The 24801-nt window shown below is 39.7% G+C and carries 2 protein-coding genes; both read left to right on the top strand.

Annotated elements, in window-relative coordinates:
• On the top strand, positions 1–2819 hold a 2819-nt coding region (locus O3598_RS09420; protein ID WP_371452491.1), incomplete at its 5' end, for a beta strand repeat-containing protein.
• A gap of 550 nt (positions 2820–3369) precedes the next feature.
• Complete coding sequence (locus tag O3598_RS09415; protein ID WP_371452490.1) at positions 3370–24690, top strand: ESPR-type extended signal peptide-containing protein; 21321 nt, start codon at positions 3370–3372, stop codon at positions 24688–24690.
• Positions 24691–24801 lie beyond the last annotated feature (111 nt).

Genomic DNA, 24801 nt, shown 5'->3' with positions numbered 1-24801 from the left:
TTGATTCTGTAACCGCTAATAATAGAGTCACTGTTGGTTCTGGTGCTAATGCAATTAACTTGAACGGAGCAACGGGTGCTATTACAGGTAAAACGGCTACTATTGGTGGCGTTACTGTAAATGGTACGGCTAATACTATTGGCGGTTTATCTAATACAACATGGAATGGTACAGCTACAACTGGTCGTGCTGCTACTGAAGACCAATTAAAGGCTGTAGCGGATTCTGCATCTAGTCAAAAATGGAAGATTACAGCAGATAAGACCGGTACTTTAAGTAATCAAACAGGTACTAAAAAGGAGGCTACTGTAGGTAAAGATGAAACTGTTGAACTTGTAGCAGGGGATAACCTCACTATCGACCAAAATGAACGTAAGTTCACTTACTCCTTGAATAAAGAGCTAAAAGGTCTTACAAGTGTAGGTATTGGTAATGGAACTACACAAACTATCACCTTAAATGGTGCAAATAAGACGGCTATTATCGGTGGTATTACAGTAGATGGTACTAATAATTTCGTAACAGGTCTTGCTAATACAACTTGGAATGGCACAGCTACTACAGGTCGTGCGGCTACTGAAGATCAATTGAAATCCGTTGCAGATGCAGCCAAGTCTAATACTGACGCAGTTGCATTGAAATTTACTGGTGATGTAGCAGCTAATACTGGCACCGTAAATCTTAAGGATGATACATTCGGTATTAAAGGCGATGGTAAATACATTTCTACCGACGTAAATGGTAATAATGTAAAACTTACAGTATCTGAAGCAGCGGTAAAAAAATCTGCTGTCGCTGCTGTAACAGTAAGTACAGATACAAATGATACCAATAATCCATTAACTGTAAGATCTATTCCTGGTACAGATGGTACAACTATGGAGTATAAGGTAACTATCGATGGTACAAAGATTGCGAATAAGACGCACTTGTCCTACAAAGCGAATAACGGTACTGCAAAACAAGTATCCTTAGCAGATGGATTAGACTTTACAAATGGGACTATGACGACAGCAACCATTGATGATAAAGGGGTTGTTAAATATAGTGTAAATACGGTAACTATCACTGCCGGTACAGATGGCACAATAACTGCTCCTACCGCTGATGGTGTAGCAACTGCTAAAAACGTAGCTGATGCTATTAATGTAGCTAAGAAAGCTTCTACAACAGTATTGACTGCTAATGGCGGTGAAGGAGCTAATGCTACTACGGGTAATGTGACATTAACGTCCACTACTGAAGCTGATGGTCATACTAAGTATGATGTGAAACTTAACAATAAGGTAACACTTGGTACTGGTGCTAATGCTGTAACTATCGATGGTACAGCTGGTAAGGCTACTATTGGAACTTCCGTTATTGATGGTGTTAACAATACATTCACCACTGGTGGTACACATTCCGTAAATGTTGATGGTTCAACAGGTACTGTAACTGGTTTAACGAATACAACATGGAATGGTACAGCTACTACTGGTCGCGCGGCTACTGAAGATCAATTAAAGGCTGTAGCTGACCAAGCTTCTAAAAATGCGGCAGCATCTACTACTGAAGTTACAGTTAATGGTGGAAACCAAGCTAATGTAACATCTGGTAACTTGTTGTTAGCTAAGACAAAGGATAGCACTGATGGTCATACTAAGTTCGATATTAAGTTGAATGACAAAGTAGAGTTTGGTACCGGTAATGACAAAATTACTGTTGATGGCACTAGTGGTATCATAACTACTAAGAATATAAATGCCTCTGGTGATGTAAATGCTAAGAATGTTACTACTACGGCTGATGTAACTGCAGGAGGTACAGTAACAGGTAGTACCTTGAAAGCTGGCAACGTAACAGTTAGTGGTACAACAAATACCATTACAGGTTTATCTAATACAACATGGAATGGTATTACAACTACACCAAACCGAGCAGCTACAGAAAGTCAATTGCAACAAGCAATTAGCAGTGTCGCATCTTCTGCAACGTTTAAGTTTGATGGTGATAACAATAGTCAACAAACTATGAATCTACAAAATGGTACTTTCAATGTCACTGGCGATACAATGATTACGACTAATGCTACAAGTACAGGTGTCAGATTATTATTGAATACGAACAATGTTAAAATTGCTTATGCTGCGAATGGTACCAATGGTCAAACAACAAGCCTTGCAAGCGGATTTAATTTCAAGGATGGTGCTCATACAAAAGCAACTGTAGATTCGAATGGCGTAGTGAAATACAATGCTCAAACATCGACTATTTCCGTTGCAAATGGTCATGCTACGGCTAGTGGCAATGATCTCGCAACTGCAGATAATGTGGCCGATGCGATTAATCAAATGACCCAAAATAACTCGGGTAATACAACGCAACTTCGTCAAGAAATTAGCAAGGTTGCTACGGAAACCCAACGTGTAGGTGCTCATGCAGCTGCAATGGCGGCGTTGAAACCAATTCAATACGATCCATTGGCTCCAACACAAATCATGGCTGGCGTAGGTAACTATCGTGGTGAAAGTGCAGCAGCTTTAGGTATTGCACACTATACAAATGACAATACTATGTTTAACGTAGGCGTGTCTGTTGGTGGCAACCATAATATGATTAATGCGGGCGTAACACACAAATTTGGCATTAGTGCTGAAAAGAAAAATATTCCTGATCGTTATAAAGCGGGCCCTATTAGCTCCATTTATGTAATGCAAGATGAAATGACTCAATTGCGTTCTGAAAACGAAGCGTACAAGGCTAAGCTTGATAAACAACAATCTGAAATAGATGCATTGAAAGCAGCTGTTGATCAATTGCTTGCTTCTAAAGCATAGTTTTAGGTGCATACACAATTTATATATTTGTATATCTTCACGTATGAATATGTATATGGTGAAAGCCACCACTCCTTATGAGTGGTGGCTTTTTTGCGTTTAGAATTATCTCTCTTATTAAAATGCTATCTTGAACATAAAATAAATTAGAAAATATACTTTAAAAATAAAATATCACATCAATTTGTAAATACGAGATAAAAAATACTCATATTGAAATTAAATAGATATATTAGTTAGAATAAATGTTAACAATTCAACTGTATAATAATTCATAAATATTCATCCAAAAAGATAAAAATATACATAGATAAATATAAAAGAAATAGATTAAATCTATAACCTTTTGGTTTTCGAAAATATTTGATTTGCAATTAAATATTCGTATAATGCATCAAATTTCATTGTTTGATGTAGATAAAATATGATAAAATTATGAAATGAGCTTTAAAATATAATGGGTATATTTTGAGGTATAACGAAATACAAATACTAGAAATTGATTTATATAAGATATGGTTTTGAGAGATAGTTAGTAAAAGGAAAACGAATGAACAAGATTTTTAAAGTAATTTGGTCTAAGTCAAAACAGTGCTACGTTGTAGTATCTGAAATTGCAAAGAACAAAACAGGTAAAAAGAAAATCGTAGTGGCTGGGATATTTGCGGCGTTGGCGATGGTTAATGGCGTACAGGACAGTCAAGCTATAAATGGTAGTGGAAATAGAACAGGCTGGAACTCTAATGGTGTAGGATTTAATCCTACACAAGGTTTAGTTGTAGGACCTAATATGAATGATAATACTACAATAGCGAATGGTAACGTAGCGACTGTTGCTATAGGTGCACATAGCCAAGCATCAGGTAGTTCTTCTGTTGCTATTGGTGGTGCAGAGGTTAATGGCGCTGGTGCGGTTGGTCTTGGTTGGGCTACAGCTAAAGGTGATAATTCCGTAGCTTTAGGTGGCACTGGATCAACAAATGCAAATGGCAATAATGCTTTTGCGGCTAGTGGTGGTAATGCTACTGGTGAAAGTGCTACTGCTATTGGTTCTAGTGCAATTGCCGATGGTCGTGGTGGCGTTGCTGTTGGCTGGAATGCAGAGAGCAAAGTAAACGCTGTAGGTATAGGTTTTAATGCTAAGGCGAAAGCTAATAATACTATTGCTATTGGTGTTGAAGCAAATAATGATAAGGCTAATCCTATTAGTAATAACTATTCTAGTGTATCTATCGGTGTTGCAACTCGAGCTAGAGCAGTAGGCTCTATGGCAATGGGGGTTAGTGCAGATGCATCTGGTAACTACTCTATTGCGTTAGGTAGTGGGAAAGTTTCTGGAGATTACACAGCTACAGCTAATTATCCTAAAGCCACTGGAGAAAAGGCTATTGCTATTGGTTATGATGGCCAAGCATTGAATATAAATGCAACGGCTGTAGGTAGTGAAGCACATGCAACTGGTAAGCAGTCAGCCGCATATGGCTTTAAATCTCAAGCATCTGAGCAAGATGCTACGGCTATAGGTAGTAATGCAATAGCTAGTGCTGTTAGAACGACTGCTTTAGGTGTAAATGCACAAGCATTAGGTAGTAATTCCGTAGCTATTGGAGGTGGTGCAGGGGGGACTGGCGCAGCTGGTTTTGCAGAGGAGCTTAAGGCTGATGGTGGTGATATTAATCGTCTTAATCGGAATATTAATACTGCCACTACTGCAGAAGGTGATAATGCAGTAGCTCTTGGCTATTATGCTAATGCTGCAAATGGTGGTGTTGCTATTGGACAGACTTCTGTTGCTGCAACTGGTGGTGTAGCACTTGGTCAACGCGTATTAGAAGACACTGGCAATGAATATGCTAGTGCAGTCGTAATTGGTCAAGATTCTACTGCTAAAGGAACATATTCAGTCTCAATAGGTCGACAAACAATTACTAAAGGATCTACCTCTTTAGCTATGGGTAATGGAGCCTCTGCAAATGGTGGTTACTCTGTTGCAATGGGGCGTAAGGTGGTTGCTGATGATACATCCACAGCGATAGGACATCATGCTTATGCATCAAAAGGCGGGTTGGCAATAGGTGCACAAGATAATGATACATCTGCTGATAGAACTACTGCTTCAGCAAAAGGTGCTTTGGCTATTGGTAAAAATACAAAGGCTAGTGCTGAGGATGCAGTAGCTATTGGTACAAATGCACAATCAACTTTGAAGGGCGCAGTTGCGTTAGGTAGTGGCTCTACAACTGCAACAACAGCTACAAAACAAACTTCAACTACGGTTAATGGTATTGCATATAACTTTGCGGGTGCTACTTCAGACCCTAACATGCAAGTTTCTGTTGGTGCAGCAGGTAAAGAGCGTCAAATCAAGAACGTAGCAGCTGGTGAAGTATCTGCTACAAGTACAGATGCCATTAATGGGTCCCAATTATTTGCGGTGGCCAGTCAAATTAAACCTATCAATTACATTTCAGTGAAATCATCAGCTGTTGGTAATAAAAATAATGATGGTGCTACAGGAAATGATGCTGTTGCAATTGGCCCAGGTACTCAATCAAGCGGTAATAATGGTGTTTCTTTGGGAAATGGGTCTCAAGCTAATGCTGAATCTGTAGTATCTATTGGTTATCAGTCAAATCTAGGTGCTCAAAGTAATTCTAACTCAATAGGAATTGGCTGGGCTGCAGGACAACAATCTAATGGGTCAGAGAACGTAGGTATTGGTACGAATGCGGGACGTAAATTAACAGGTAGCAATAATATCAGTGTTGGTAATGGTGCTGGTTCAGGTGATATATATTCTAGTGGATCCGTTTTATTAGGCAAAAGTGCTACTATTATTAATAGTACTACAGCGACACCTATTAATGATGTAGTGGCTATTGGTAATGGCGCACAAGGTGGCGCTGCCTCTTCTATTGCAATTGGTAAGGGGGCTAATGCATTAGGTTTTTCAACTATTGCTATTGGTGAAAATAGTAATGCTAAGACAACAACTGGTGCAGCACCTAGTCTTGCAATAGGCCGTTATACTATTGCCAATGGTGATTATGCAGTTGCTCTTGGTGGTGGTGATAACTATGGTAAATTCCAAGGCGCTAAAGCCGCTGGTGTAGGTACTACTGCTATTGGCGCAGCAACTGTGACCAAGGATAATACTAACTTCCAAACCGCAGTTGGTTTTGGAGCTACAACTGATGCAACTGAGGCGAGTGCATTTGGTCATCAGGCATCTGCTATAGCTAAAAATGCGACTGCATTAGGATCTGCTGCCTCTGCAACAGCAGAAAATGCCACAGCTCTTGGAACCGGTGCAATTGCTAAGGTAAAAGATGGCGTTGCAATAGGCTCCAGCTCTAAGGCTACTGTTGATAAAGGTGTTAAAGGATACGATCCAAATGATGGTCGTACTAATAAGTATGGTGGATTAGCTGGTAATGTACTTACCAGTACAAATGCAGCAGTATCCGTTGGTGATAGTAGTAGTGTAACTCGTCAAATTACTGGTGTAGCAGCTGGTACAAACAATACAGATGCAGTCAATGTGGCTCAATTAAAGAGCGTAAACCTTGCTTTCAGTGGCAATAGTGGCAATAATGATGTGAACCTTGCTAATGGTACATTGGCTATTAAAGGGGATACTACCTATATTACAACGACAGCAAATACAAATGGTATTACCATTGCTGGTAAAACACAGGATATTAGTGTTAATGCTAATGGCGTGGCATCAGCCAATAAAGGTATGGCTGATGCAAAAAACGTAGCGCAGTCTATTAATGATGCCATTTCTAAAAATGCATATACATGGACGGTATCTGCTAATGGTGATGCTGGTGAAAGCGTAGCAAAAAGTAATAAGGTAGATTTCAATGGTGATTCTTCTAATATTACTGTTGAACGTACAGGTAAGAAGATTACTACCAAATTAAATAAAGATATTACCGTAGATTCTGTGAAAGCTAACAATAAGGTAACCGTAGGTACAGCAGCTAAACAGCTTGTGCTAGATGGTACAACAGGTGCGATGACGGCTGGTACAGGTACTAATGCCATCAAGTTAGATGGAACTTCTGCAACTATTACGGCTGGTTCGGGGAGCAATGCGATTAGCTTAAATGGAACCAATGCACAGGCAGCATTCGGCAGTGGAACCAACGCGGTTTCTATTAATGGTACAACAGGAAGTGTAACAGGGAAAGCTTTCACAGCGGGCAGTACGACAATTAATACTACCGGTTTAACAAGTGGTACTGGCTCAAGTGCAGTTTCATTTGGTACAAATGGCATTAGTGCAGGTAATCAAGCCATTAATAATGTAGCTACTGGTGGTAGTAAAGATAGTAATGCGGCTAATATTGGAGACGTTAAGCGTTATGTATCAGGTGCAACGCTTAATCTGACAGATGGAGCCAATCATAAAGGCTCTGTTCAGCTTGGTACTGAATCACTCAAGGTGACAAGTGGTACGGGAATCAATGCTACAGTAAGCGGACAAACTGTTACTATAGGTTTAACAACAGATGCTCAGAATGCCATTTCAAATGGTATTGGATTAGCAGCTAATTCTGGTGGTACTGGAATAAAACATCTAAAGGATGGAGATATTGCTTTTGATATCAAAGGTGATGGCTCTGTAGTAAAGACAACTGCATCTAGTTCTGGTGTAACTATTGCGGTTGATACAGATAAATTAGCGGCTAATACCAATTTAGCTTATACAGCTAATGGCGCATCTACAGCTAAGAACGTAGCTTTGTCTAAAGGGCTAAATTTTGTTAATGGTAGCAACACTATTGCAATTGTAAATGACGATGGTAAAGTATCCTTCGACCTAAATGCAGCTACTAAGAATCAAATCAATACTAATACTACTGGCGTTGCTGCTAATAAAGCTAATATTGCTACAAATGCTGCAGATATAGCCACTAATAAAAATAAGATTGTTGCAAATACAACAGATATTGCTACCAATAAAGGTAAAATTGCAACTAATACAACTAATATTGCGGCAAACACAACAGCGATTGCTAGAAATATTTCTCTTGGTGCAGATACAGGAGCAAGATCTAGCCAATCTTTATCTACCGGAGATGTAGCCTTCAATGTGAAGGGGGCTACTGGTGATTTCATTTCTACTAAGATGAATGGCAACACTGTAGAAGTATCTACTAAGCGTGCCCAAATAGATAGTGATACAAACAATGGTACAGCTTCTGTAACAGGTGATGATGGTTTAGCCACTGCTAAAAATGTAGCAGATGCCATTAATAATGCTGTTACAAAGAGTGCTTATGAATGGAAGTTATCTGCTAATGGTGAAGCTAATCCTACGACTGTTGGCAAAGGAGATATTGTCGATTTCACGGGTGGTAGTAATATTACAGTTGAGCGTGATAATAAAAATATCTCTGTGAAGCTAAATAAGAACCTTACTAATTTATCTTCTGTATCGATTGGCAATAATATAGGTGAAACCATTAAATTAGATGGTAGTAATGGTGGTATAACAGCAGATCATGCTGAATTTAAAGATAATACTGGCGCAGGAACCTCTATTGATAGCTCCGGTATCAGAATTAATAATGGGATTACTGATTTAACTCAAATTGGTATGGGCACTATTTCCTTAGATAATGGGAGTGGTGGTAATACTGTTGTTACTACTTCTGGAGTGACACTTACTGATGGTTCTAATATGTCTGAATATAATGCCAAAGGAATTGCCTTTGGTGATGCCACAGGAACTAATACAGCACAGTTTGGGTTAGAAGGTATTAGTGCAGCAAATCAACAAATTAAAGATGTGGCAACTGGTACAGCTGATACAGATGCAGTTAATGTTAAACAGTTAAAAGATATTGTTGGAGACCAAAAACTTAATATTTCTGACGGTACAAAAAATAGTACCGTAGCTCTTAAAAATCAAACATTAACAGTTACAGGCACAGGCGCTGCAAAAGCTACTGTTAATGGTCAAACAATTACTATTGATGTAGCTAAAGGTACTCTAACTGCTAATGCGGATGGCACTGCTACAGGAACTGCTGGCGTAGCTGATGCAAGTGATGTGGCGAGTGCAATTAATAATACAAACACTGTATTGGGTGGTAAGATTGCAAAAAATGCACAAGATATTGCTACGAATACGTCAAATATCACTGCGAATAAAAACCAAATTACTACTAATACAACCAATATTGCAACAAACACAGCAAACATTGCCCATACTATTGCGTTAGCTGATGATAACGGCACATCTACGACTGCTAAGTCCTTAAAAGATGGTAATGTATCTTTTAATATCAAAGGGGATAACAAGTTTATCTCGACAGCTGCATCTGGCAATGATGTAACCTTGACTGTTAATGAACAAGCTATTAAGGATGCTGCTAAGGCTGCTTCTTCTTTCAAGGTGAAAGCGAATACGCATGCTGAAGAAGAGGTAAAAGGTGGCGATACTATTACCTTTAACAATGGTGATAACATTGCAATCAGCCAAACTGGTAAGACTTTCACCATCGGAACGGCTAAGAATATAACTGTTGATTCCGTAACGGCAGGTAATACTGTTATCAATACATCTGGTTTAACAAATGGTACAACTGCTATTACAGGCACAGGTATTACAACAGATAAAGTAACTGTAGGTGGTATCTCTATTGATAAAACTGCTGGTATCAATGCTGGTGGTAAGGTTATTTCTAATGTAGCCAGCGGTACAGTAAACAATAATGCTACCGATGATTCTAATGCAGCGAACATTGGTGATGTGAAACAAGCTGTTGCTAACTTGTCTCAAAACCTTAATATTACTGATGGTACAAATAACGGCACTGTGGACCTTAAAAACCAAAAACTTAACGTGGCTGGTGCTAATGGTGTAACAGCGACTGTAAATAATCAAACGATCACAGTTGGTTTGGACGCGAATACTGTTAATGCTACAACGAAGGGGATTGGCCTTACTGCTGATACTGGTTCTACAGGTAATAAATACCTTAAAGACGGTGATGTATCCTTTGCGGTAACTGGCGATGGCAATCTTGTGAGCACAACTGCTACGGCAGCGGGTGTGAAAGTTGCTGTTGATGCGGCTAAAGTGAAAGATTTAGCTGTTGCTGCTGTAACGGTAAGTAAAGACGCACAAGCAGATAATCCTATTACGGTAACCCCAACAGCGGGTACTAATTCTAAAGATTATGCAATTGGTATCGATACAACAAAACTCGCTGCTAAAACTGATTTAACATATCGTGCTAATAGTGCGGCAGATGCTAATGCGAAGAAGGTTTCTTTATCTAAAGGTCTTGATTTTGTAGATGGTGACTCCACAGTTGCTACTGTTGATAACGATGGTAAAGTATCCTTTGATCTTAATACAGCAACTAAGAATCAAATCAATACGAATACCACAGATATTGCTGCTAATAAAGGGAATATCACTAAAAATACAGCCGCTATTGCTACTAATACAGCAGCGTTAGCTAGAAATATCTCCCTTGGTGCAGATGCTGGCACAGCATCCAGCCAATCCTTGAGCGCTGCTGATGTGGCATTTAATGTGAAAGGCGCAACAGGCGACTTTGTATCTACTAATATGAATGGTAATACGGTTGAGATTTCTACAAAGCGTGCTACGATTAACAGTAATGCCACGACAGGTGAAGCGTCCGTAACTGGTAATGATGGCTTGGCAACTGCGCAAAATGTAGCTGATGCTATCAACAAAGCGGCTGATGCAGCAAAAGCAGGTGCGGCTTGGAATATTACAACGAATTCCAGTACAACAGATAAAACGGCTGTTAAAGGCGGCGATACAGTAGATCTTGTTAATGGTGATAACATCGAGATTACACAAGATGGTACAGATAAAAAGAAGATTACTGTTGCTACTAAGAAAGATATTACTGTTGATTCTGTAACAGCTAATAACAAAGTAACTGTTGGTTCTGGTGCGAATAAAATTACCTTGGATGGCACTGATGGTTCTGTAACGGGTAAAGCTTTCACAGGTACTACTTTTACAGGCACATCATTTACAGGTACATCCTTCACGGCAGGCAATACTGTTATCAATACAAATGGTTTAACGAATGGTACAACGGCCATTACAGGCACTGGTGTAACGACAGATAATGTGACCGTTGGTGGTATTTCCATCGATAAAACGACGGGCATCAATGCTGGTAATAAGGTGATTAGCAATGTAGCTAGCGGTGGCACTACATTGACGAATGCGGCGAATATCGGCGATGTTCAAAATGCAGTGGCTAACTTGTCTCAAAACCTAAATATTACTGACGGCACAAATAATGGCACTGTGGACCTTAAAAACCAAAAACTTAATGTGGCTGGTGCGAATGGTGTGACGGCAAAAGTTAATAACCAAACAATTACAGTTGGTTTAGATGCTGACACTGTTAACGCTACTACTAAGGGCATTGGACTCACTGCTGACACTGGTTCCACAGGTAATAAATACCTTAAAGACGGGGACGTATCCTTTGCCGTGACCGGTGATGGCAGCCTCGTGAGCACGTCTGCTACATCAGCGGGTGTGAAAGTTGCTGTTAATTCCGCATCTATCACTGCTGGTACAGATGGTACAATTACAGGCCCTACAACTGATGGCGTAGCAACTGCTAAAAACGTAGCTGACGCTATCAATGCAGCTAAAAAGGCGTCTAAAACAGAAATCACTGCGAATACTGGTGAGGCTGCTAATGCTACAACAGGTAATGTGACATTAACATCTACCACAGTTGCTGATGGACATACTATCTATGATGTAAAACTCAACGATAAGGTGACACTTGGTTCTGGTGCTAATGCTGTAACTATCGATGGTACAACGGGGGCCATTACAGGTAAAACGGCTACTATTGGCGGCGTTACTGTAAATGGTACAGCTAATACTATTGGCGGTTTATCTAATACAACATGGAATGGTACAGCCGTATCTGGACGTGCTGCAACAGAAGACCAATTGAAGGCTGCCACTGGTGCTACAACATTGAAGTTCATTGGTGATGTAGCAACTAATACTGGATCTGTAAATCTTAAAGATGATACATTTGGTATTAAAGGCGATGGTAAATACATCTCTACTGACGTAAACGGTAAAAATGTAAAACTTACAGTGTCTGAAGCAGAAGTTAAAAAATCTGCTGTAGCTGCTGTAACAGTCAGCACAGATACAACTGATGCTAATAATCCATTGACTGTAACACCTACAGCTAGTGCAGATGGTACAACTAAGGATTACAAAGTAACTATTGATGGTACTAAGATTGCGAATAAGACAAACTTGTCCTATAAAGCAAATAACGGTACTGCAAAACAAGTATCCTTAGCAGATGGCTTAGATTTCACAAATGGTACTTTGACGACTGCATCTATCGATGATAAAGGCGTTGTGAAATATGATGTAAATACAGCATCTATTACTGCTGGTACAGATGGTACAATTACAGGCCCTACAACTGATGGCGTAGCAACTGCTAAAAACGTAGCGGATGCTATTAATGCGGCTAAAAAAGCATCTAAAACTGAAATCACGGCTAATACAGGTGAGGCTGCTAATGCTACAACAGGTAATGTGACATTAACATCTACTACAGCTGCTGATGGTCATACTATTTATGACGTAAAACTCAATGATAAAGTGACACTTGGTTCTGGCGCTAACGCTGTTACAGTAGATGGTACAGCTGCAAAAGTAACTGCAGGTGTAACAACTGTTGATGGTGCAACTGGCACAATTACTACTGGTGGTACAAACTCTATTAAGGTAGATGGTGCAACTGGCACTGTAACTGGTTTGGCTAATAAAGATTGGACTCCTGGTGTAACAAAAGCCGTAACAGGCCGTGCTGCAACAGAAGATCAATTACAAAAAGTAGCAGATGCTGCATCTAGCCAAACTTGGAATATTACGGCAGATAAAGCAGGTACAACTGGTGCACAAACAGGTACTAAGAAAAATGCTACTGTTGGCAAGGATGAAACTGTCGAATTGGTTGCAGGGGATAACCTTACAATTAATCAAGATGAACGTAAGTTTACTTATTCATTGAATAAGGATCTTGCTGGTTTGACTAGCGTATCTGTTGGTACTGGTACAACTGAAACTATTAAACTTGATGGCGCAACTGGTAAAATCACTGCTAAAAATGCAGTTATCGGTGGTGTAACTATTGATGGTGATAACAATCATGTAACGGGCTTGGCCAATACAACTTGGAATGGTACAGCTACAACTGGCCGTGCAGCGACGGAAGATCAATTGAAAGCCGTAGCTGAAACAGCAAAAACGACTACTGATGCAGTTAACTTGAAATTCTCTGGTAATACAAATACATCCCCTGGTGTAGTCAATCTGAAAGATGATACATTGGGCATTGTTGGTGATGGTAAATATGTATCTACTGATGCGAATGGCAAGAATTTGACTGTGAAGGTCTCTGAAGCAGAGGTTAAAAAATCTGCTGTAGCAGCTGTAACAGTAAGCACAGATACAACAGATGCTAATAATCCATTGACCGTAACACCGACAACGAGTGCAGATGGTACAACTAAGGATTACAAGGTAACTATTGATGGTACTAAGATTGCTAACAAGACTAACTTGTCCTATAAGGCAAATGATGGTACTGCAAAACAAGTTTCATTAGCTGATGGCTTGAACTTCAAGAATGGTACGTTAACAACTGCATCTATCGATGATAATGGCGTTGTGAAATATGATGTAAATACAGCATCTATCACTGCTGGTGCAGATGGCACAATTACAGGCCCAACTACAGATGGTGTGGCTACAGCTAAAAATGTAGCTGATGCTATCAATGCAGCTAAAAAAGCATCTAAAACTGAAATCACTGCTAACACAGGTGAAGCAGCTAATGCAACAACAGGTAATGTGACATTAACATCTACTACAGCTGCTGATGGTCATACTATTTATGATGTAAAACTCAACGATAAAGTAACGTTGGGCTCTGGTGCTAATGCGGTAACAATAGATGGTACAGCTGGTAAAGCTACGATTGGTACCTCTGTTATTGATGGTGTAAATAATACTTTCACTACTGGCGGTGTAAGTCCTGTAACATTAAATGGTGCTACAGGTACGATTACAGGTAAGACTGCTAATATCGGCGGTGTTACTGTTAACGGTACGGCTAATACTATTGGCGGCTTATCTAATACAACTTGGAATGGTACTGCTACTACTGGCCAAGCTGCAACAGAAGACCAATTGAAAGCTGTTGCAGATGCTGCAGGTAGCCAAACTTGGGAAATCACAGCGGATAAGAAAGCTGGCACTTCTGGTGCTCAAACGGGTACAAAAGAAAATGCTAAGGTTGGTAAGGACGATAAGGTATCCTTAATTGCCGGTGAAAACTTAACTGTAGATCAAGATGGTAAAAACTTTACATATTCCTTGAATACCGACCTTGTGAAGATGAACTCCGCAACCTTTGAAGCAACAGGCGGTAAAACAACTGTTATCAAAGGCGATAGTATCGTTCAAACTGATGGTGCTAATACAAATACGTCTAATGCTACATCTAATACAATTACAGATGGTACAAACACAAGCACAATTACTGCTGGTAAAGCACAAATCGGTACTGTTGGTATCGATGGTGTAGCAAGTAAGATTACTACTGGAGGTACAAATGCTGTAGTAGTTAATGGTGCAGATGGTACCGTTAAAACTGGTAATGTAACAGTAACTGGTGGTACTACCAATGACATTACGGGCTTATCCAATACCTCTTTAACTGGTACAGATTTTGCTACAAAAGGCCGTGCAGCTACAGAAGAGCAATTGAAGGCTGCCACTGGTGCTATTACATTGAAGTTCACTGGTGATGTAGCGACTAATACTGGATCCGTTAATCTTAAGGATGATACATTCGGTATTAAAGGTGATGGTAAGTACATTTCTACTGATGTAAATGGTAAAAATGTAAATCTCACAGTCTCTGAAGCAGAGGTTAAAAAATCTGCTGTAGCGGCTGTAACAGTAAGCACAGATACAACGGATGCTAACAATCCATTGACTGTAACACCTACAACTAGTGCAGATGGTACAACTAAGGATTACAAAGTAACTATTGATGGTACTAAGATTGCAAACAAGACAAACTTGTCCTACAAAGCAAATGATGGTACTGCTAAACAAGTATCCTTAGCTGATGGCTTGAATTTCAAGAATGGTACGTTAACAACTGCATCCATCGATGATAATGGCGTTGTAAAATATGATGTAAACACAGCATCTATTACTGCTGGTACAGATGGTACAATTACAGGTCCAACTACAGACGGTGTGGCTACAGCTAAAAACGTAGCTGATGCTATCAATGCCGCTAAAAAAGCGTCTAAAACTGAAATCACTGCTAACACAGGTGAAGCGGCTAATGCTACAACAGGTAATGTGACATTAACATCTACCACAGCAGCTGATGGTCATACTATTTATGATGTAAAACTCAACGATAAGGTGACACTTGGTACTGGTGCTAATGCGGTAACTATCGATGGTACAGCCGGTAAAGCGACAATTGGTTCTTCCATTGTGGATGGTGTAAATAATACTTTCACTACTGACGGTGCAAGTCCTGTAACATTAAATGGTGCTACAGGTACGATTACAGGTAAGACCGCTAATATCGGTGGTGTTACTGTAGATGGTACAAATAACCATGTAATGGGTCTTGCAAATAAAGACTGGACTCCAGGTGTAACACAAGCTGTTTCTGGTCGTGCCGCTACAGAAGATCAATTGCAAAAAGTATCTGATGCAGTTGGTGCTGGTTGGAAGGTCAACACCGGTAAGGTTACTGGTTCTACTGGTGAATCTAATGGTGCTGCATCCACTAAGGTAGCAAGCGGTGAAGAAGTCCAATTCCAAGCTGGTAACAACTTAATTGTTGACCAAAATGGTAAAACTGTAGCGTACTCCTTAAATAAGGTACTTAAAGATTTGGAATCTGCTACGTTCAATGGGACAGGTACCAATAAAACGGTAATCAATGGTGATTCCATTACACAAACTGCAGGTACTCAAACGAATACATCTACTGCAGCAGGTAATACCGTAGCTGATGGTACTAATTCTACTGCAACAACCGCAGCGGGCACTACAATAACTACTGCTAACGGAAGTACTAATTACGCAGCAGATGGTGTACGTATCAATACTACTGGTAAGGCTCCTGTATCGTTAACGGATGCCGGTTTAGATAATGGTAACAATGTAATTAAAAATGTTGTTAGTGGACATGTGAATAATGATGCCACAGATAATACAAATGCGGCTAACATTGCAGATGTGAAAAAAGCGACGACTACAGTTACTGCAAATGCTGGTGAAGCAGCTAATGCTACAACAGGTAATGTGACATTAACATCTACTACAGCAGCTGATGGTCATACTATTTATGACGTAAAGCTTAACGATAAAGTGACTTTAGGTACAGGTGCCAATGCAGTAACTATTGATGGTACCGCTGGTAAGGCTACGATTGGTTCTTCTGTTGTGGATGGTGTAAACAACACATTTACTACAGGCGGTACTAATGCGGTAACTATGAATGGTGCTGCAGGTACAATCAAAACTGGTACAGTAACAGTAACTGGTGGTACTACAAACGACATCACTGGCTTGTCTAACACAACTGTAACTAGTGCAGATTTTGCAACAAAAGGTCGTGCAGCTACAGAAGAACAATTAAAAGCTGTAGGCGAACAAACATGGCAAATCACAGCAGATAAAGATACTGCTACGTCTGGTGCTCAAACAGGTACTAAGAAAGATGCTAAGGTTGGTAAAGATGATAAAGTTTCCTTGATTGCTGGCGAAAATATGACAGTTAACCAAAATGAACGAGACTTTACATTCACTCTTAACAAAAATCTTGTGAAGATGAACTCTGCAACCTTCCTTGGTACAGGTACTAACAAAACTGTTATTACTGGTGATTCCATTACACAAACTGATGGTACTAAGTCTAACAAGTCTACTGTAGATAGTAATGTTATCGATGATGGTACTGGCAATGTAAATACATCCAATGCTACATCGAATACAGTTACAGATGGTACAAATACTACAGCAACAACATCTAGTTCTGTAACTGTAAAAGATAATGCTGGTAATAGTACTGTTATCACAAAAGACAACATTACAACTGGTGTAGGTGGTAACAAACTTACTCTTGATGGTACAGCTGGTAAGGCTACAATCGGTTCTTCTGTTGTGGATGGTGTAAACAATACATTCACTACTGGTGGTACTAATGCTGTTAAGTTAGATGGTGCTGCAGGTACAATCAAAACTGGTACTGTAACAGTAACTGGTGGTACAACAAACGATATCACTGGTTTGTCTAACACAACTGTAAACTCTGCAGACTTTGCAACAAAAGGCCGTGCAGCTACTGAAGAACAATTAAAAGCAGTAGGCGAACAAACATGGCAAATCACAGCAGACAAAGATACTGCTACGTCTGGTGCTCAAACAGGTACTAAGAAAGATGCTAAGGTTGGTAAAGATGATAAAGTTTCCTTGATTGCTGGCGAAAATATGACAGTAAATCAAAATGAACGAGACTTTACATTTACTCTTAACAAAGATCTTGTGAAGATGAACTCTGCAACATTCCTTGGTACAGGTACTAATAAAACTGTTATTACTGGTGATTCCATTATGCAAACTGCTGGTACACAAACAAATACATCTACTGCAGCAGGTAATACTGTAGCGGATGGTACTAAGTTCACAGAAACGACTGCAGAAGGTCAAGTTATCAAAGATGGTACTAAGACAAATACATCTACTGTTGATGAAAACACAATTGTAGATGGTACTAAGTCTAATAAATCCACTGTGGATGGTAACACTATTACAGATGGTACTAATACAAGTACTATTACAGCTGGTAAGGCTACGATTGGTTCTTCTATCGTTGATGGTGTAAACAATACATTCACAACAGGTGGTGCAAGCCCTGTAACATTAAATGGTGCTACAGGCACAATCACAGGTAAGACTGCTAATATCGGTGGTGTTACTGTAGATGGTACAAATAACCATGTAATGGGTCTTGCAAATAAAGACTGGACCCCAGGTGTAACACAAGCGGTATCTGGTCGTGCCGCAACAGAAGATCAATTGCAAAAAGTATCTGATGCAGTTGGTGCTGGTTGGAAGGTCAACACCGGTAAGGTTACTGGTTCTACTGGTGAATCTAATGGTGCTGCATCCACTAAGGTAGCAAGCGGTGAAGAAGTTCAGTTCCAAGCGGGTAACAACATAATCGTTGACCAAAATGGTAAAACTGTAGCGTACTCCTTGAATAAGTCACTTAAAGATTTGGAATCTGCTACGTTCAATGGTACAGGTACTAACAAAACTGTTATTACTGGCGATTCCATTACGCAAACTGCAGGTACACAAACGAATACATCTACAGCAGCTGGTAATACTGTAACGGATGGTACTAAGTCCACAGAAACTACAGCAGCTGGTCAAGTAATTAAAGATGGTACTAAGACAAATACATCTACTGTTGATGAAAACACAATTGTAGATGGTACTAAGTCTAATAAATCCACTGTGGATGTTAATACTATTACAGATGGTACAAATACTACAGCAACAACATCTAGCTCTGTAACTGTTAAAGATAATGCTGGTAACAGCACCGTTATCACAAAAGATAACATTACAACAGGTGTAGGTGGTAACAAAATTACTCTTGATGGTACAGCAGGTAAGGCTACGATTGGTTCTTCCATTGTGGATGGTGTAAACAACACATTTACTACTGGCGGTACTAATGCGGTAACTATGGATGGTGCAGCAGGCACAATCAAAACTGGTACAGTAACAGTAACTGGTGGTACAACAAACGATATTACTGGATTGTCTAACACAACTGTAAATTCTGCAGACTTTGCAACAAAAGGCCGTGCGGCTACAGAAGAACAATTAAAAGCAGTAGGCGAACAAACATGGCAAATCACTGCAGATAAGAAAGCTGGCACTTCTGGTGCTCAAACGGGTACAAAAGAAAATGCTAAGGTTGGTAAGGACGATAAGGTATCTTTAATTGCCGGTGAAAACTTAACTGTAGACCAAGCAGGTAAAAACTTTACATACTCTTTGAATACCGATCTTGTGAAGATGAATTCTGCTACATTCCTTGGTACAGGTAGTAATACAACAGTTATTACTGGTGATTCCATTACGCAAACTGCAGGTACGCAAACGAATATCTCTACTGCAGGTGGTAATACTGTAGCTGATGGTACTAAGTCCACAGAAACTACAGCAGCTGGTCAAGTGATTAAAGCTGGTACTAAGACAAATACATCTACTGTTGATGAAAATACAATCGTTGACGGTACTAAATCTAATAAAACTACTGTAGATAGTAATGTTATCGATGATGGCAATGGTAATGTAAACACATCCAATTCTACATCGAACACAGTTACAGATGGCACAAATACAACAGAAGCAACAGCTAGTACATTAACTGTTAAAGATAATGCTGGTAACAGCACAGTTATCACAAAAGACAACATTACAACAGGTGTAGGTGGTAATAAAATTACTCTCGATGGAACAGCTGGCAAGGCTACGATTGGTTCTTCTATTGTGGATGGTGTAAACAACACATTCACCACAGGCGGGACTAATGCTGTTAAGTTAGATGGTGCAACTGGCACAATTAAGACTGGTGCTGTAACAGTAACTGGTGATACAACAAACGATATCACTGGTTTGTCTAACACAACTGTAAACGCTGCAGACTTTGCAACAAAAGGCCGTGCGGCTACAGAAGAACAATTAAAAGCTGTAGGTGAACAAACATGGCAAATCACTGCAGATAAGAAAGCTGGTACATCTGGTGTTCAAACGGGCTTAAAAGAAAATGCTAAGGTTGGTAAGGACGATAAGGTGTCCTTAATTGCTGGTGAAAACTTAACTGTAGACCAAACAGGTAAAAACTTTACATACTCTTTGAATGCAGACCTCGTGAAAATGAACTCTGCAACTTTTGAAGCAACAGGGGGTAAAACAACTGTTATCAAAGGCGATAGCATCGTTCAAGCTGATGGCACTAAAACCAATACTGCTACAGCATCTGGTAATACTGTAGCAAATGGTACTAAGTCCACAGAAACTACAGCAGCTGGTCAAGTTATCAAAGATGGTACTAAGACAAATACATCTACTGTTGATGAAAACACAATTGTAGATGGTACTAAGTCTAATAAATCCACTGTGGATGGTAACACTATTACAGATGGTACAAATACTACAGCAACAACATCTAGCTCTGTAACTGTTAAAGATAATGCTGGTAACAGCACCGTTATCACAAAAGACAACATTACAACTGGTGTAGGTGGTAACAAAATTACTCTTGATGGTACAGCTGGTAAGGCTACGATTGGTTCTTCTGTCGTTGATGGTGTAAACAACACATTCACTACTGGTGGTGCTAATGCTGTTAAGTTAGATGGTGCTGCAGGTACAATCAAGACTGGTAATGTAACAGTAACTGGTGGTACAACAAATGACATCACTGGTTTGTCCAATACCACTGTAAATTCTGCAGACTTTGCAACGAAGGGCCGTGCGGCTACTGAAGAACAATTAAAAGCTGTAGGCGAACAAACATGGCAAATCACAGCAGATAAAGATACTGCTACGTCTGGTGCTCAAACAGGTACTAAGAAAGATGCTAAGGTTGGTAAAGACGATAAAGTTTCTTTGATTGCTGGAGAAAATATGACAGTTAACCAAAATGAACGAGACTTTACATTCACTCTTAACAAAGATCTTGTGAAGATGAACTCTGCAACATTCCTTGGTACAGGTACTAATAAAACTGTTATTACTGGTGATTCCATTACACAAACTGCAGGTACACAAACAAATACATCTACTGCAGCAGGTAATACTGTAGCTAATGGTACTAAGTCCACAGAAACTACAGCCGCTGGTCAAGTGATTAAAGATGGTACTAAGACAAATACATCTACTGTTGATGAAAACACATTAGTTGATGGTGCTAAATCGAATAAGTCTACTGTCGATAGCAATGTAATTGATGATGGTACTGGTAATGTAAATACATCTAATGCTACATCTAATACAATTACAGATGGTACTAATACAAGTACTATTACTGCTGGTAAGGCTACAATTGGCTCCTCTGTTGTGGATGGTGTAAACAACACATTCACTACTGGTGGTGCTAATGCTGTTAAGTTAGATGGCGCTGCAGGCACAATCAAAACTGGTAATGTAATAGTAACTGGTGGTACAACAAATGACATCACTGGATTGTCCAATACCACTGTAAATTCTGCAGACTTTGCAACGAAGGGCCGTGCGGCTACAGAAGAACAATTAAAAGCTGTAGGTGAACAAACATGGCAAATCACAGCAGATAAAGATACAGCTACGTCTGGTGCTCAAACAGGTACTAAGAAGGATGCTAAGGTTGGTAAAGATAATAAAGTTCAATTGATTGCTGGCGAAAATATGACCATAAATCAAAACGAACGAGACTTTACTTTCACCCTTAACAAAGACCTTGTGAAAATGAATTCTGCTACATTCCTTGGCACAGGTAGTAATACAACAGTCATTACTGGCAACAGTATTACGCAAACTGCAGGTACTCAAACGAATACATCTACTGCAGCTGGTAACACTGTAGCTGATGGTACTAAGTCCACAGAAACGACTGCAGCTGGTCAAGTCATTAAAGATGGCACTAAGACAAATACATCTACTGTTGATGAAAATACAATTGTAGATGGTACTAAGTCTAATAAATCCACTGTGGATGGTAACACTATTACAGATGGTACAAATACAACAGCAACAACATCTAGCTCTGTAACTGTTAAAGATAATGCTGGTAATAGCACAGTTATCACAAAAGATAACATTACAACAGGTGTAGGTGGTAATAAAATCACTCTTGATGGTACAGCTGGTAAAGCGACTATTGGTTCTTCTGTTGTGGATGGTGTAAACAACACATTCACTACAGGCGGTACTAATGCGGTAACTATGAATGGTGCTGCAGGTACAATCAAAACTGGTAATGTAACAGTCACTGGTGGTACAACAAACGACATCACTGGATTGTCCAATACCACTGTAAATTCTGCAGACTTTGCAACAAAAGGCCGTGCGGCTACAGAAGAACAATTAAAAGCTGTAGGTGAACAAACATGGCAAATCACAGCAGATAAAGATACTACTACATCTGGTGCCCAAACAGGTACTAAGAAAGATGCTAAGGTTGGTAAAGACAATAAAGTTCAATTGATTGCCGGCGAAAATATGACCATAAATCAAAATGAACGAGACTTTACTTTCACCCTTAACAAAGATCTTGTGAAGATGAATTCTGCTACATTCCTTGGCACAGGCAGTAATACAACAGTCATTACTGGCAACAGTATTACACAAACTGCAGGTACTCAAGCGAATACATCTACAGCAGCTGGTAACACGATAGCAAATGGTACTAAATCTACAGAAACCACAGCAGATGGTCAAGTCATTAAAGATGGTGCTAAGTCTAACAAGTCTACTGTAGATAGTAATGTAATTGATGATGGCAATGGTAATAAGAATACATCCAATGCTACATCGAATACGATCACAGATGGTACAAATACATCTACTATAACTGCTGGTAAAGCTAATATCGGAAACATTGCTGTTGATGGTGTGAATAATAAGATTACTATGGGTAATGGTGCAACACCTGTTACATTAGATGGCGCTAATGGTCATTTAGATGGTTTGACTAATACAACATGGGTTCCAGGTGTAACAAAAGCTACTACTGGTCGTGCAGCTACAGAAGATCAATTGCAACAAGTATCTGATGCAGTAGGCGCTGGTTGGAAGGTGAATACCGGCACCGTTGCTGGTTCTAGCGGTGTATCTAATGGCGCTGCTTCAACTAAGGTATCCAGTGGTGAAGAAGTAAAACTTCAAGCTGGGGATAATCTTGTTATTGACCAAAATGGTAAAACAGTATCGTACTCCTTGAATAAAGATCTTACTAAGATGAATTCTGCAACCTTTGAAGCAACAGGCGGTAAAACAACTGTTATTAAAGGCGATAGTATCGTTCAAACAGATGGTGGTAAAACGAATACATCTAATGCGGCAGGTAACACTGTTGTAGATGGTAATAAATCCACTGCTACAACTGCAGCGGGTACTACTATCACTGATGGTGCTAAGACGAACACATCTACAGCTGATAAAAATGTAATTGATGATGGTGCAGGTAATACTAATACTGCAACAGCTACTAGCAATACATTGGCAGATAATGCAGGTAATACTAATGTATCCAATGCAACTAGTAATACATTGAAAAATGCAGCTGGTGATGAAACTAAGGGTGATGCTAAGGGAGTAACTGTTAAAGATGCTGCTGGCAACAATGCAACTTTCAATAAAGATGGCATAACGATTACAAAAACTGGTAAAGATACGGTTTCCTTGACTAGCAATGGCCTCGATAATGGCAATAATAAGATTGTGAATGTGGCAGCTGGTGTGGCGAATACGGATGCAGTTAATGTTGGTCAATTGAAAGAGTATGCCGCTAAGTCCACTACTGAATTGACTGCTAATAATGGTGAAACTGCAGGTAATACGAAGGGCAATATCGTATTAACTAAGACAACTGCTGCTGATGGTCATACAATTTATGACAATAAGTTGAATGATAAGATTACATTAGGAACAGATCCAACTAAGGCGGTTACAGTAGATGGTACTACTGGCACGGTAACAGGCTTAACTAATAAAACTTGGACACCAGGTTCTATCGTTTCTGGCCGTGCAGCTACAGAAGATCAATTGAAAAATGCCGTGGCTGATTCTGGTTGGAAGGTTACTGTTGGAGCTGATGATTCTGGTAAAAGTACTGTTGTAGGTACAAGCCCTGAAAAAATCAAGGCAGAAGAAACTGTTACTTTCAAAGCAGGCAATAACATGATGGTTACTCAAACAGGTAAATCTATCAGTTATGCCGTAAATCCTGATCTTACAGACATGAAGTCTGCTACATTTAAGGATGCAGCTGGCAATACAACGGTGACGAATGGTAATGGTATTACTATTACGCCTGGTAGTGCGAACCCTACAAATCCACATGCAGGCCCTGTATCCTTAACGAAGGATGGCCTCAATAATGGTAATAACAAAATTAAAGGTGTTGCGCCTGGTACAGATCCAACAGATGCAGTGAATGTAGCTCAATTAAATGCATCCAATGCAAATACTAGCCAAGCTATCAATCAAGTAGCTGGTGAAGTGCAACATGTTGGTGCTCATGCAGCGGCAATGGCAGCATTGAAACCAATTCAATACGACCCATTGGAACCAACACAAATCATGGCCGGCGTAGGCAACTATCGCGGTGAAACTGCGGCAGCTCTTGGCCTTGCTCATTACACGAATGAAAACACTATGTTCAACGTAGGCGTTTCCGTTGGTGGTAACCATAATATGGTTAATGCTGGTGTAACTCATAAATTTGGTTACAGTCCAGAAAAGAAAAATATTCCAGATCGTTACAAAGCAGGCCCTATTAGCTCTGTGTATGTAATGCAAGATGAAGTATCTAGCCTTAAAAAGGAAAATGCGGAACAAAAATATGTTATCGCTGATCAAGCAGCTCGTCTTACTACGTTAGAAGCTGAGAACGAACAACAACGTCGTGAATTGGCAGAAACGAAGAAGGGCTTAGATGATTTGAAAGCAGCGGTAGATAAATTGTTAGCATCTAAAGGCTAAGCAATATAAATTGATAATAGAAATCAAATTGTAAAGATACAATAATCTTGGAATAAAATAAAGAACCCTCTTAACTACGATACTTATACCCTGTTGGGTATAAAACGTATG

Origin of the sequence: Veillonella atypica (genome assembly GCF_041431435.1) — a bacterium.
Classification (GTDB): Bacteria; Bacillota; Negativicutes; order Veillonellales; family Veillonellaceae; genus Veillonella; species Veillonella atypica.
The sequence above is the reverse complement of the archived record's forward strand: the minus strand, read 5'-3'. Positions and strand labels throughout refer to the sequence as shown.